General features: G+C 49.2%; 14 protein-coding genes. 7 read left to right on the top strand and 7 right to left on the bottom strand.

Features of this window, described 5'->3' with window-relative positions; translation table 11 throughout:
- The first annotated feature begins 1 nt into the window (after nt 1).
- Nucleotides 2-526, top strand: a complete 525-nt coding sequence (locus OCU49_RS01100; RefSeq protein WP_261843188.1) for a hypothetical protein — start codon at nt 2-4, stop codon at nt 524-526.
- Between the two features lie 60 nt (nt 527-586).
- On the opposite strand, the gene creD is transcribed toward OCU49_RS01100, so the two are convergent.
- The 5 genes from creD to OCU49_RS01075 all read right to left on the bottom strand — a co-directional run bounded on the left by creD (nt 587) and on the right by OCU49_RS01075 (nt 5,422).
- The gene (gene creD, locus OCU49_RS01095) at nt 587-1,984 is read right to left on the bottom strand and encodes a cell envelope integrity protein CreD (RefSeq protein WP_261843187.1); all 1,398 of its coding nucleotides are present in this window, start codon (nt 1,982-1,984) and stop codon (nt 587-589) included.
- Nucleotides 1,985-2,067: 83 nt separating this feature from the next.
- A complete protein-coding gene (gene creC / locus OCU49_RS01090) occupies nt 2,068-3,570 on the bottom strand; it encodes a two-component system sensor histidine kinase CreC (protein WP_261843186.1) in 1,503 nt (500 codons plus the stop codon).
- Nucleotides 3,570-4,262, bottom strand: a complete 693-nt coding sequence (creB, locus tag OCU49_RS01085) for a two-component system response regulator CreB (RefSeq protein WP_261843185.1) — start codon at nt 4,260-4,262, stop codon at nt 3,570-3,572. The genes creC and creB overlap by 1 nt, the downstream gene beginning before the upstream one ends.
- Entirely contained in the window at nt 4,255-4,797 is a 543-nt protein-coding gene (locus OCU49_RS01080) for a GNAT family N-acetyltransferase (RefSeq protein WP_261843184.1), read from the bottom strand. Before OCU49_RS01080 ends, creB begins: the two co-directional genes overlap by 8 nt.
- 61 nt (nt 4,798-4,858) lie before the next feature.
- Nucleotides 4,859-5,422: a gamma carbonic anhydrase family protein gene (locus OCU49_RS01075; RefSeq protein WP_261843183.1), complete on the bottom strand. Its 564-nt coding sequence runs from the start codon at nt 5,420-5,422 to the stop codon at nt 4,859-4,861.
- A 226-nt stretch (nt 5,423-5,648) separates the two neighbouring features.
- On the opposite strand from OCU49_RS01075, the gene prlC reads away from it, so the two are divergent.
- The 3 genes from prlC to OCU49_RS01060 all read left to right on the top strand — a co-directional run bounded on the left by prlC (nt 5,649) and on the right by OCU49_RS01060 (nt 8,617).
- On the top strand, nt 5,649-7,694 hold the full coding sequence (prlC, locus tag OCU49_RS01070; protein ID WP_261843182.1) for an oligopeptidase A: 2,046 nt from the start codon (nt 5,649-5,651) through the stop codon (nt 7,692-7,694).
- Nucleotides 7,695-7,702: 8 nt separating this feature from the next.
- Entirely contained in the window at nt 7,703-7,957 is a 255-nt protein-coding gene (locus tag OCU49_RS01065) for a YheV family putative zinc ribbon protein (protein ID WP_261843181.1), read from the top strand.
- A 72-nt stretch (nt 7,958-8,029) separates the two neighbouring features.
- Nucleotides 8,030-8,617 carry a DNA-3-methyladenine glycosylase I gene (locus OCU49_RS01060; RefSeq protein ID WP_261843180.1) on the top strand — a complete coding sequence of 196 codons (588 nt, stop codon included), beginning with the start codon at nt 8,030-8,032 and terminating at the stop codon, nt 8,615-8,617.
- A 50-nt stretch (nt 8,618-8,667) separates the two neighbouring features.
- On the opposite strand, the gene OCU49_RS01055 is transcribed toward OCU49_RS01060, so the two are convergent.
- Entirely contained in the window at nt 8,668-9,966 is a 1,299-nt protein-coding gene (locus OCU49_RS01055; protein ID WP_261843179.1) for a sensor histidine kinase, read from the bottom strand.
- Between the two features lie 133 nt (nt 9,967-10,099).
- Nucleotides 10,100-10,480: a complement resistance protein TraT gene (locus tag OCU49_RS01050; RefSeq protein WP_261843178.1), complete on the bottom strand. Its 381-nt coding sequence runs from the start codon at nt 10,478-10,480 to the stop codon at nt 10,100-10,102.
- A gap of 137 nt (nt 10,481-10,617) precedes the next feature.
- Here OCU49_RS01050 and OCU49_RS01045 point away from each other — a divergent pair, with 137 nt between their 5' ends.
- The 3 genes from OCU49_RS01045 to OCU49_RS01035 all read left to right on the top strand — a co-directional run bounded on the left by OCU49_RS01045 (nt 10,618) and on the right by OCU49_RS01035 (nt 13,905).
- A complete protein-coding gene (locus OCU49_RS01045; RefSeq protein ID WP_261843177.1) occupies nt 10,618-11,286 on the top strand; it encodes a response regulator transcription factor in 669 nt (222 codons plus the stop codon).
- Between the two features lie 38 nt (nt 11,287-11,324).
- Entirely contained in the window at nt 11,325-11,636 is a 312-nt protein-coding gene (locus OCU49_RS01040) for a cupin domain-containing protein (RefSeq protein WP_261843176.1), read from the top strand.
- A 271-nt stretch (nt 11,637-11,907) separates the two neighbouring features.
- Nucleotides 11,908-13,905: a methyl-accepting chemotaxis protein gene (locus tag OCU49_RS01035; RefSeq protein ID WP_261843175.1), complete on the top strand. Its 1,998-nt coding sequence runs from the start codon at nt 11,908-11,910 to the stop codon at nt 13,903-13,905.
- The last annotated feature ends 34 nt before the right edge of the window (nt 13,906-13,939 follow it).

The following is a 13,939-nucleotide window of genomic DNA, read 5'->3' as shown; positions in this document are numbered from 1 at the left end:
GATGACCCTTAACCTGACCCGGACCTTGTATCTGGTCCGTAACAGTTTTCTGATACTACTAACCCTGTTGATGGTCAGTGCCTGTAACCAGGAAACTGCCGAAGAAAAAGCCATGCGAATGGCACCAACACTGACAGATAACAACGTGCGTAAGTTCGTATCTATCGCCGGTAAAGATTACGATCAGATTCTTGATCGTCTTGAGGTCGCCTACGACAAATATAAAGCCGAAGAAGATTCCTTAGGCTTCATCGGCTACCGCAATACCAAATGGACCTGGGAATATATTGAGCTTAAAAATCACTATGCTGCGGTGCTGAAAAAAAACCGTAAGTTTGTCGCCAGTCACTCACTACAGCCAATTTTTGATCAGTACGAAGGTATTTTGCTTATCGGCCTGGATCTCAAACATGCGCTGACCGAAAACAACCGCCGTCGCGAACGACGGGCTTTTGAAAGCATTAAACGCGGTCGCATCGTAATGGCAAAAGCTCTGTTAAAAGTTAGCCAGGCGAGTGCGAGTTAAAAGAGTCCACATCCAAAAACGGTGCCACCAGCACCGTTTTTCTTTAATACCCTCGCAAACTTAAACTGTCTGCTTTGCCTCTGTCATCTTTGGATTAATATCTGTCGGCTTATCAGCCCGGCCTCCTACCTGATACCAGTCAACTTTACGGGTCATCACCATACTGATCGCCAGAATCGCAAAGATCAGCACTGACCCCATCAGTAAGGCATAGTCTTCCGAAGAAATAATTACAAACAATAGCCCGTAAAGTGCCGACAAACCCGCTGCAAAACTTATCCCTCGTTGCAGGCTCTTCAAAACCGCACTTAAATACACACCAAGTAATCCAGTACAGGCTAGCGTCGCCAGTAAATATGCCAGAGCAAAACTGATATGTTCGCTCAGTGAAATTAGCAGCATGTAGAAAAGCGCCAGTGCCATCCCCACCATACCGTACTGAACCGGATGAATCTGGAGCTGCTTCAACACTTCGAATAGGAAGAACACGATAAAAGTCACGCCGATAAACAACAAACCGTATTTGATAGAACGTTCAGCCTGTACATACATATCCACTGGCTGAATAAAATCCGCGCCAACAGCATAATCAGCAAACTGGCAGTAGCTGCCACTGAGACATTCCTTAGCAACAGACTGCAGGTCTGCTGAAAACGGTGATGTATTCCAGTCCGCCGCAAAGCCATTGTCTGTCAGCGTGTAACTTTCCGGCAGATAACGGCCCGTAAAACTCGGATGCGGCCAGTCAGACTGCATGCTGATCCGGTTATAATCACCAACCGGCGTCAGCAATAACCGCTCCATTCCCCGAATTTGCATCGCTACACTGAACTCGACAGTTTGTGTCAGGCTTGTGGAAAATCCAGGTATCGCGCTGTGTACCCCCTGATGATGAGACGGCAATTTGCTGCCCGGCTGAATATTCAGATTTTGTTGCTGCCACTGGACGCTCGGTTCATCCACAATGCCCCGCATATCTGATACCAACAGCGACAAAGTCGGCTTTCCCCAACTCAGAGTTCCCTGGAACTCCTCTTCCAGCTGTTGCTGATGGCTCAACAAGCCTGCATTACTGAAGCTTCCCTGCATACTCAAACTGGTTTTATACACCGGCACTTCATAAATGCCCCGCTGGCGGGTACTGGTACCGACAACTGCATCAGTGTTCAGCTGCTGCGGCAATAGTACATAACGACCAGAACGCTTTTTATCCTCCAGCTTGTAGCTTTTGGTTTTATCGTTCCAGACTCTGGACTGATAGCTCAGCGACCAGGGAACAATCACCAGTGGTCCGGTGACAACCTGCTCACCAGTAAAGGTTGTCGCGATATCCCGGATAACCTGATCGCGATACCCCATACGTTCATAAATGACATCCTGCTCCAGCAGCAGCGGAATCCATAACAGGATGCCCAGCAATGCCAGAGCCAGAATTTTCTGTGCCAAACGTTTTTTCATGACTGATCTCCTTATAAATATGGAGCCAGTATGCGTGGGGAATGTGAGGAGTCTGTGTGATGTATATGTGCTTTATGTGTGTTTTATGCAGACCTGGCCAGTGGCAGCCGCAGGCGGGCAACCACACCAGCTTGTGGTCGGTTATCCAGGCTCAGTTCAGCAGCATGTAGTTTGGCAATTTGCTGTACGAAACTCAGCCCCAGGCCAGTACTACGCAACCCTGTTGCAGGACGAGGCAGAGAATAAAACCGCTGCCAGACTTTCTCAAGAGCATATTCAGGAATGCCACTACCCTGATCAAAAATCTCTATGACCACAAAATCTGAACCCGCCGAATCATAACGGAGCAATACTTCAATATCACTGTGCTGCGGGCTGAAATCCAGCGCGTTTTCCAGCAAATTGCGCAGCGCCTGCGCCAGTAATACCTCATCACCAGAGACGGTGAAAGCCATATCTTGAGGTTCGCACTTCAACAGCAGGCTTACTTGTCGCTGTTCGGCCAACCATTGCAACTGACTCAGTTCCTGCTGCAGTAATGTATTTAACTGTAACGTTTGCGGATGCTCCAGTTGCTGGCGGTTTTCCAGTCTGGCCAGCGACAAAACCTGATCGACCAACGCCCGTAAGCGTTTACTTTCCAGCTCAATATTACCCGCCAGTTTTTGCCGCATCTCCCGGTCATCAACTTGTGCAATCAACTCTGCAGCCCCTTGCAAGGCTGTTAACGGGCTTTTCATTTCATGGGTAAGGCTAAGCGTATAGCTTTCAATATATTGCTTACCGTCCAGTGCAGTACGCATTTCATCCATTGCCTGTGCTAGCGCCGCTAAATCAGGGTCACTCAAGCGCGGGGGCTGAACTTCGCTGCCAGCACTGGCCTGACGGGCATAGCTAACCAGTTTACCAATATTCAAACTTAACCAGGTGGATAACAGTGCACCTAACAGGGCTGCCAAAACCAGTAACCAGACGCCCATAGAACGGATATTATCCCGCGCCAGCTGCCAGAACGGCTCAACACTTATATTCGACTTACCAACCGCCAGTACACCGACTATCTGCCGTTCACTGCCCGAATCCTGCCGGGCATATATAGGCGCACTGATATACATCACAGAGCTGAATTCATCACCGGGGTTTTCCTGTGTACTGCGTGCTCCATACTCGCCTCTTAAGGTCAGATAGACATCATTCCAACGGGAATAATCAGCGCCCAGATCGCGTCCTGCAGAGTCAAAAACGACCCTGCCATTTACGTCGGTTACATACACCCGCAGCACAGTGGCGGTTTTCTTGTGCGACCAGATAGTGGCATTAATGGGTCGGCGTAACGTGCTGTCCAGCACCTGCGCTAACTGTTCCAACTGAAGGGGGTCTTGCAGCGTTTGCGGTGCCACATATTCCGCCATCAGGTTTGCCGTATCCACCAATGCTGTTTCCATCGCCTGACGTAATCCGGGTTTAATCTCGCCCAGTAAAGTATTCAGCAACAGATAAATGCCCAGCCCCAGAATGGCAAAATAGGCCAGAAACAGCTTCACGCCGAATTTATTCAGTCCCAGCCGCGCAATTAGCTTCTGCATCAGTCTGAAATCACCAGGCTATAGCCCAGCCCCCGGTGGGTCTGAATCGAATCATCCCCAGGCTCTACCTGTTTTAGCTTCGCCCTCAGGCTTTTAATGTGAGTATCAACAGACCTTTCCAGACTCACCTGCGGATGCTCCCAGGCAGCATGCATTAGCTGCCCACGACTGAACACCTGGCCCGGATGTTCTACCAGCGTTTGCAGCATCAGAAATTCAATGCGGGTCAGGTTAAGCACACATCCTCTGAACTGAATCGATGCTTGAAGTGTATCCAGCACAAAGGGCAGCTCGGCACTGACGGAAACTTCAGCACTTTCTGGCCTTGCCCGGCGCAATACAGTCTTGACCCGGGTTGTCAGTTCTCGCGGACTAAACGGCTTAGTCACATAATCATCAGCGCCCAGTTCCAGACCAAGAATCCGGTCAATCTCATCTGCCCGGGCGGTCAGAAATATCAACGGAATATTGGAATCCCTGCGAATTGCTTTACAGAGTTCAAAACCATTCATGTCCGGCAGGCCGACATCAACAATTGCCAACGCAAAGCTCGCTTCCTTCAGGCGTAGCAAGGCATCACCCGCTAGTGTGCAGTGCTCGCTGCTAAAACCTTCCAGCTGTAATGCAAAGCTGATGTTATCCGCAATTGAAGCTTCGTCTTCAACAATCAGAATATGCTTACTGTCAGCCATCAGTATTGCCCTGCTCCTGCCACTCTCGGCGTAACTGCGCGTATATGCACATATCGTGCAGCCTGCCTTTGGAATAAGCCGCTTCCCGACAGATGCCTTCACGTACAAAATTCAGTTTTTCAGCCACTTTCTGTGACCCGGTATTGTCAGTCGAGATGCGCAGCTCCAGACGATTCACCTGGCTGGACTCAAACAGATAATCCCTGAACAGCCGCAGTGCCTCACTGGCATAGCCCTTACCCCGCTGCTCAGTACTGAATATCTGATAGCCCACCTCTGTCGCATCAAAGTACGGCACCGACTTAAATGCCCAGATATATCCCAGCATTTCGCCATCCGGAGAAACAATCAGCAAGCGCTGAGCGTCTTTACCGATCAGGCCATCAGCGGCGAACTCATGCCGCAGCTGAGTTTCCGAAGGCATGATTACCGGTAAAAATTCACCCAGGCTACTCATATCACTCAGATGTTCAAAAAACACCGGCAAATCCGCTTCTTTCACGGCCCGGATAATCAGCAAGTCTGAAGCAATCACAGAATAGGCTTCCTTATGTTCTAAATGCTTATGTTTCCAGAGATAGTGATCCGTAATTCACTTAGCTTTTTGCATCCGGTTTTTCTGCGCCATAATTCTCTTCACGATGCTGATCTTTAAGCTTCACGTAATTACCGGCAGTGTAAGGAAAGAAGCTGATTTCTTTTTCTGTCAGCTCCCGTATCTGCTTCACAGGTCGGCCAACGTAAAGATAACCGCTTTGCAATGTTTTACCCGACGGCACCAGACTACCAGCACCAATAATCACTTCATCTTCAACAACTGCCCCATCCATCACCATTGCGCCCATACCAATCAACACCCGGTCACCAATGGTGCAGCCGTGTAACATTGCCTGATGACCAATAGTGACATCTGAGCCGATCAACAGTGGATAACCACCCGGGTTAAAATCACTGGCATGGGTTATGTGTAACACCGAACCGTCCTGAACACTGGTACGGTCACCCACCCGAATTCTGTGCATATCGCCACGGATCACCGTTAACGGCCAAACCGACACATCATCGCCCAGTTCAACATCTCCCAGCACGACAGCACTGGGATCGACAAACACCCGTTCCCCTAATTTTGGAGTCATGCCTTGGAAAGTGCGTACATTCATGCTGTTATACCCTTATCTGCTTTTTCAGGAATTAATCCGCTCTGTCTATACATCATGACAACATTACGGAACCCAGATTGTTTATAACAATCATAAGACCAAGTCCCTGATTGAAAAAAGTCTTTTTGCCCTTACATAAAAGAGAACACGCCTGCCACCAAATACAGCCGGGACTTTTCCCAGCCAACATCACGCAAGGCATTATCTTATTTACCGGAGCTAGTGTATGTCGAATCCTCTGCTGCAAAACAATTTGTTACCTCCATTCAGCACACTGCAACCGGACCAGATCGAGCCGGCCATCGATCAGTTACTGGCAGATAACCGCCAACAGCTGGAAACTATTCTAAACAACCTGACAGCACCTAGCTGGGAAAATTTAGTCGCGCCTCTGGAAGCACTGAACGACCGTCTGTCTCAGGCATGGTCACCGGTTTCCCATATGAATGCAGTCGTTAACAGCGATGCCCTACGCGATGCGTATAACGCCTGTTTGCCAAAACTGTCTCAGTACTGGACCGAAATGGGCCAGCATCAGCCGCTATACCAGGCGTTTAAAGATCTGCGTGACTCAGATGTTTACCCGGTACTTAACGAAGCTCAGCAAAAAGCTATCAACAACGCGCTGCGTGACTTCACCCTTAGCGGTATCGCACTGGAAGATGAAGATCAACAGCGTTATGCCGAGTTGCAGCAACGTCTGTCGGAGCTGACCACTAAGTTTTCTGAAAACCTGATGGACGCAACCGATGGCTGGAGCAAAGTGCTTACCGATGAAGCCGAACTGGCCGGTCTGCCCGAGATGGCCATTGCTGCTGCGAAACAACAAGCGGAAGCAAAAGATCAGCAAGGCTGGTTAATTACGCTGGACTTCCCATCCTACTTCCCGGTTATTACCTATGCTGATAACCGCGAATTACGCCGTGAAGTATATGAAGCCTTCTGTACCCGGGCATCTGATCAGGGGCCTCATGCAGGTAAGTGGGATAACTCCCCGCTAATGACAGAAATTCTCGAATTACGCAGTGAGCTGGCTCAACTACTTGGCTTCGCTAACTATTCAGAATACTCCCTGGCCACCAAAATGGCAGAGAACACCTCGCAGGTTATTCAGTTTCTGGAAGATCTGGCAATTAAGAGCCTTCCGGTCGCACAGCAGGAACTGGCTGAACTGACTGAGTTTGCCCAGCAGCAACAAGGGCTGGATAAACTGGAAGCCTGGGATATCAGCTATTACGGCGAAAAGCTTAAGCAAGACCGCTATGCGATTTCTCAGGAAGAACTTCGCCCTTACTTCCCAATGTCAAAAGTCCTCAGTGGCCTGTTCCAGGTAACAGGTAAATTGTTCGACATTGAAATAGAAGAAGTAACCGAATTCGACAGCTGGCATAAAGATGCCCGCCTGTTCAATGTTATACGTGGCAGCGAAACCATTGCCCGTTTCTATCTGGACCCTTTCGCCCGTGAGAAAAAGCGTGGCGGTGCCTGGATGGATGAATGCCGGGTACGCCGCCGCCTGAACGACGGTGCGATTCAGCTACCTGTTGCTTATCTGGTATGTAACTTCAATTCTCCGGTTGGCGACAAGCCTGCACTGCTGACCCATAACGAAGTAACAACGTTATTCCATGAATTCGGCCACGGTCTGCACCACATGCTGACCAAGATAGAATCCGCCGATGTCAGCGGTATCAACGGTGTCGCCTGGGATGCTGTCGAACTGCCAAGTCAGTTCCTGGAAAACTGGTGTTACGAACCTGAAGCGCTGGCTCTTATTTCCGGTCATTATGAAACGGGCGAAACCCTGCCGCAGGACATGCTGGATAAAATGTTAGCAGCGAAAAACTTCCAGTCAGGCATGATGATGGTGCGTCAGCTGGAATTCTCTCTGTTTGATTTCCGTCTGCATGCTGAGTATCAAACCGGTCAAACCGATGTTCAGGCAGTGCTGAATGATGTGCGCAGTAAAGTAGCCGTTATCAGTGCACCGGACTTCAACCGATTCCAGCACAGTTTCTCGCACATTTTTGCCGGCGGTTACGCAGCAGGCTACTATAGCTATAAATGGGCAGAAGTACTGTCAGCCGATGCTTTCTCCCGGTTCGAAGAAGAAGGTATCTTTGATCCGCAGGCAGGCCGTGACTTCCGCAGTAACATTTTAGAAATGGGCGGCTCCCGCGAACCTATGGAACTGTTCACCGCTTTCCGTGGACGGGCACCGGAAGTTGATGCGCTACTGCGTCACTCTGGCATCGTCAGCCAACCGAACTGAGAGCATTTATGACTATCGTAAAACGCTTTATCGCCGGGGCAGTGTGTCCCCGGTGCGCTGAAATGGACACCCTGAAAATGTATCGTGCTGACGGCCGCGAATACCGCGAATGCGTACGCTGCGATTTTGAAGACTCCATGGCAATGGATGGCTCTGATCAGCCATCAGAAGAAATGGAAACCCGGGTAAACCGTGGCGGAAAGGTAGAGCTTGAACCGGCTCAACCACTGATTTTCCATCCGAATCCGGGTACTAAGCATTAACGCTGAGTTAACGCCCCTGAACCAAAAGCTGCTAACCCGGTTATTAACACCCTATAGATAAGGATTGTCGTCATGAGTCAACGCTGTGCCTGGTCAACCGTGACCGAACTGGAAACTCAATATCACGATGAAGTCTGGGGCGTTCCACAGACTGACGATCAGATACTGTTTGAATACCTGATACTGGAAAGCGCTCAGGCTGGTCTGAGCTGGCGGACTATTCTGGAAAAACGTGAAGGCTACCGCCGGCAATATGAAGGGTTTGATCCGCAAAAAGTCGCTGAATTTGATGCCGATAAAATTGAAGCTATGTTGCAGGATGCAGGTATTGTCCGGCATCGCGGCAAGCTGGAAGCATCCGTGAAGAACGCCCGAATTTTTCTCGAACTGCAAAAAGAACATGGCAGTTTCGCAAAATATATCTGGCAGTTTGTGAACTACAAACCTGTCCAGAACAGCTGGCAAAACATGAGTGAAGTACCGGGATCAACACCTGAATCTATTGCCATGAGCAAAGCACTGAAGAAACTCGGTATGAACTTTGTTGGCCCGACCATTTGCTACGCCTTTATGCAGGCAACTGGCATGGTGAACGACCACGAAGTTGGTTGTATTCGCTACCAGCCCTGTAAACAGCTGGCCGAAACATTCGCCCTCTGATGGCATCACCCTCAAACACAAAAAAGCCGGATGACTATCCGGCTTTTTAGTTATTCGATAACCGGTAGCGATACTTTCACCTGAATGACGCCCGGCCTGATCAGTTCAGCACTCACTTCACCCTTATGCCGGGCAATAATCTGCGCAACCAGAGTCAGACCAATACCTAGACCACCCGAACGGCGACTTCGACTACTATCAGCACGGTAAAATGGCTGGAATAACTGACTTATATCTTCTGCGCTTAAATCAGCGCCATCATTTTCAATGCAGATCACTGCATGTTCTTTAACCATTGTCAGGCTTAGCGCGATATAACTCTGATGACACTGCAGCGCATTGTCCAACAGATTGCCCAATACCCGTTGTATCAATCCTGAATTACCCTGAACCAGAACATTATCATCAGGCATACTAACTGCCAGTTCCGATGCTTCGCGATATTCCCCACAGCTTTGCGTTACCAGCTCAGTCAGCGAGATCGGCTGCAGTATCAGCGCCTCCTGATTCACTTTGCTCAACTCAAGAATATTTTCTGATGTTTGCTGCAACTCATCGACATAATTATCGATCCGCTCAAGGCCTTGCCACAGTGTTTCTCCCTGCTTGCCCCGCAGCATATCCAGTGCAAAACGAATACGGGCAATCGGTGTTCGCAGCTCATGGGGAATCGCAGCAATCATGACCTGCTGTTCAGTCAGCGTTGAACCCAGCCGGTCAGCCATGCCATTAAATGCTGTGACTATATTTGGAATCAGCTTGCCATGCTCTTGCCCCAGACGCACCTTAGTATCATGGCTAAAACCTTCGATAGCCGCCTCCAGCGCCTGCATTGGCCGACTAAAGGCATACAGTAGATAACCAATACCCAGCAGCATCGCCAGAATGATAATCACCAGTGGCCCGATAAATAAAAGCGCCACAGCCATTTCGGCACGGCTTTCATCTACCAACTCGCTGTCACCTTCTTCGTAGAGAATCAGCCATTCGGGATCCGGGCTGGGATAATAGCTGTAATACAAATCTTCTTCATCGACCCAGAACTCCCCGGACTGGCCATCAGGTGTCGTAAATGGCTCAGCATCGGCTGGGACATCGGAATGCTTCACCAGACTGGTCGTCAGTTCAAAAAAACTGCTGTACTCAGCAATACTGGTTTGCCACTCTTCAAATGGCTGATCTGCCAGCAAGACGTAAACTAAACGATGCTCCAGTGATGTTTCTTCCTGATATTCAATCTCGCCAAACTCATCGAACGCCGGCTCAATCACAAAAAACACCAGACTCAGTATCCCCAGCACAATAATGCCGCTGATACCGAAAACTGTTTTAAAAAAAAGCCTGCGCATAATTCGCTACCACTTACCCAATGACTGAATGCCAGCCCCAGAATAACAAACATAACCCACCAATAGTCATGTATCTTATCCACTCGGACGTTCCCCTGAAGCGGCGCAGGCTGAAACTTTTCCCCTCTTGCGTTTAGCCCACCACCCGGTGTCCACGACCATTCATACATTCAATAACAATGCTCTTACGTTCGCCCCGTACTTCCCAGGCACTACCCCCTGCGCTCAGAGCGCCTCCAACCAGAGCTCCACCAACGATATCTCCGGTATCACCACCGATTGCGCCAACGACAGCCCCTAATCCTGCCCCCAGCAAAGCTTCAGATTTAGTATCACCATTCAGATACTCACGCTGCTCGGCAAGATTTTTACAGGCAGCAAGGTCGTCATAAAATAACGCGTCCTTCGGGCCGTCTACGATTGGCTCATAATCAGACGCGGTGTTCGCGCAGCCAGTCAGTAAAGTTGTGAACACCAGGCTGGTTGCCAGTATCAGATTCGTTTTAGAATACATTTTCTTCATGTCCTGCAATTCAGACATCTGTAAACTAGATGCCGGTTAACAATTGCAGCTATGATAGCCGGCGGCAGAAAGCCCTTCAGTTGCATAACCGTGTGTAAATGTAAGCATTTGTAAGCAGGAGAGAGTCGATGCGTGATACCCGCATATTGCTGGTAGAAGATGATGCCCCACTGGCAGAAATGATGCAGAGCTTTTTACAGGAAGAAGGTTTTACTGTGGTCTGTTGTCATGACGGGAATGTCGCCTGCCATGAAATCGACCAGCAAAGCTTTGATCTGGCGGTACTTGACCTGATGCTACCCGGCCGGGACGGCCTGGAAATCTGTCGCCACCTGCGCAAATCCAGTGACATTCCGGTACTGATGCTGACAGCTAAAGATGATGACATGGTTGCCACAGCGTCACTGCAGCTGGGTGTGGATAACTATCTGCAAAAACCCATCCGGCCGCATCTGTTACTCGCGCATATTGAAGCCCTGTTGCGCCGCAGCTATCCCGCCAATACACCCGTGCAGGATATTCACCTCGACTCTGCGACCTATACCGCCAGCTTGAAAGGCATTGCACTGGAACTCACCAGCGGTGAATATCAGCTATTGGCCTACCTGTATGAAAAGGCCGGCGAAATTATCTCCCGGGAGCAGCTATACCAGGATATTCGTGGTATTCCTTTTGACGGCATCGACCGGGCAATAGATTTGCGAATATCTACATTGCGCAAAAAGCTCAACGATGATCAACCACCTTATCGGTATATTAAGACAGTACGCAGTAAAGGTTATCTACTCGCGCTTTAAGTCAGGCTCTGCCGCAGACGATCCACACAGGAAACACTATGAAGATTTATCGTGCAAAAGAGTTTACCGCTGAACGGGCCTGGGGGGCTCAGGACATCGCCAGTATGAACGGCATCACTACCCGGCTTCATTGGACTGACCAACCCTACAAGTGGCATATCAATGACGGTGAAGAAGTCTTTGCTGTACTGGATGGAAAGGTTGATATGCATTATCGCGAACAAGGCAAAGAAAGCATTATACGACTGGAAACCGGCGATATTTTTTATGCATCGGTGGGTACCGAGCACGTTGCGCATCCAATCGGCGAGGCCCGTATTCTGGTAGTCGAAACAGCAGGCAGCGTCTGAGACGTTGTTTTTAATGCCGCCGGTAATTCCTCCTTACCGGCATTTTTCCTTTTCATAGCACAATAGCCATACCATAAGTAAGTTTATTACCTACCGCCTAACCCGCCCACCTCCCAAAATGAGCATATGAATGGCTCTTTTATAGACTAAATGCCCATTTACACTTTGCACAACTGTCACATGAAAATGATAATGTCACGCCTTAACGCTAGCTTAATCAATTAAGTAGTACAGCAAGGCAGTCGTACTAGTTATTTGCCATGGAGGCCCCATGAAACTTACCCAAAAACTCACTCTGATTTTTCTGCTTGTTGGGATGATCCCAGCCCTGTTAGTTGGCGGCATTGCCTTTTATCTCGCCAGTAGCGGTTTATCTCAGCAAGCTTTTCATCAACTGGAAGCTGTCAGAGGTATCAAAAAAGCACAACTTGAAGGATTCTTTTTTGAACGCGAAGGCGACATGGCAATTCTTACCGAAACTGTCGCACTGTTTGCCGGTAAAAGTACTGATCTGGAAACCGCACTAACACCGTTAACCCAGCCTCGTCCGGGTGCTAGCCAAAACTTCTTTAATAAATACGTCAAAAGCTACGGCTATTATGATGTATTCCTGATTAGCCCTCAGGGTGATGTGTTCTTTACTGAAGCTAAAGAGGCCGACTTTGGCACGAACCTGATCAGCGGCACATACCGCGACAGTGGCCTGGCACGCGTCTTCCGCAACGCCCGTGATAAACGTGACTTTGTACTTGAAGATTTCGCACCTTATGCACCTTCAAACAATGAACCAGCAGCTTTTATTGCTGAGCCCCTGTATCAAAATGGTCAGCTAGTCGCTGTAGTTGCTCTGCAATTATCCATCGAGGCCATCAACAAATTCATGCAGGTACGGGATGGCATGGGCGCAACCGGTGAGTCTTATCTGGTTGGCAATGATATGCGAATGCGTTCTGATTCATTCCTGGATCCCCGCGGCCATTCGGTAAAAGCCTCCTTTGCAGGTGACATAGCAAATAATGGTGTCGATACAGCAGCCACCAGCGAAGCTCTCAAAGGCAATACCAACGTAGATATCATCACCGACTACAACGGCAATCCGGTACTCTCAGCCTATACGCCGGTCTCTGTTGGGGGGCATAACTGGGCTCTGATTGCCGAAATAGATGAAGCCGAAGCATTTGAAATAATCGAAGAACTTAAACTCGATATTTTGCTGATTTTGTTAGTGGCTGCCGGTCTGATTATTGTTACAGCTCTTAAAGTCTCACGATCAGTCACTCAGCCATTAGGCGGCGAGCCAAATGACATGCGTATGATTGCTGAGCAAATTGCATCCGGCGACCTGACCCGTAAATTTGATAGCACTGATCACCAGGCCAGTGTCTACAGCGCTATGAGCCAGATGACTCATACTTTGCAAAGTATGATCAGCAAAATTGTTGAGGCCAGTAACGAAATAGCTACCACCAGCGAAGAAACGTCAGTTGTTACTCAGCAAAGCAACGGCGTCGTGCAACAGCAACAAAAGGAATCTGTTCAGGTAGCCGCTGCCACGGCACAAATGACAGCATCTGTTCAGGAAGTCGCCAGTAGTGCAGCGCATGCCTCTGATGCTGCAGAAACCGCAGCACAGGAAGCCTTGCTGGCTAAAGATGTTACCGACAAAACGAACCTGATCATAAATAGCCTGAACGACGAAATAGGTCAGGCTGCTCAGTCCATTCAGTCACTGGAAACACAAAGTGCGCAAATAGGCTCAGTAATGGATGTTATCCGCGGCATTGCCGATCAGACCAACTTACTGGCACTGAACGCTGCAATTGAAGCTGCCCGTGCCGGTGAACAGGGGCGTGGCTTTGCCGTTGTGGCTGATGAAGTACGCTCTCTGGCACAGAAGACTCAGGAATCCACCAGTGACATTGAAACCATGATCAACCAACTGCAAACAGGTACTCGTCAAGCGGTAGGCATCATGAAAACCAGTAGCCAGAAAACCATGGAAACACTGGAAATGGCAAGCAATGCTGGCAACGCAATCAACAAAATATCCGGCTCGATCAATGAGATCAGAGACATGAATATTCAGATTGCCAGTGCCGCTGAACAACAGTCCTCCGTCTCGGAAGAAATTAATCTCAGTATTACCAACATAAGTGAACTGTCTCAGCAAACAGCAGGAGGCGCCAAGCAAACAGCTGAAGCAACGCTCATGCTGGCTCAGCTGGCTGAACGTCTCAACAGTCTGGTACTTAATTTCCGTCTTAAGTAACCTGCTAACAAACGCTGAACGTAGGCACACGGCC

This window comes from Aliamphritea ceti (assembly GCF_024347215.1).
Lineage (GTDB): Bacteria > Pseudomonadota > Gammaproteobacteria > Pseudomonadales > Balneatricaceae > Amphritea > Amphritea ceti.
This window is presented reverse-complemented; position numbering and strand designations above follow the sequence as displayed.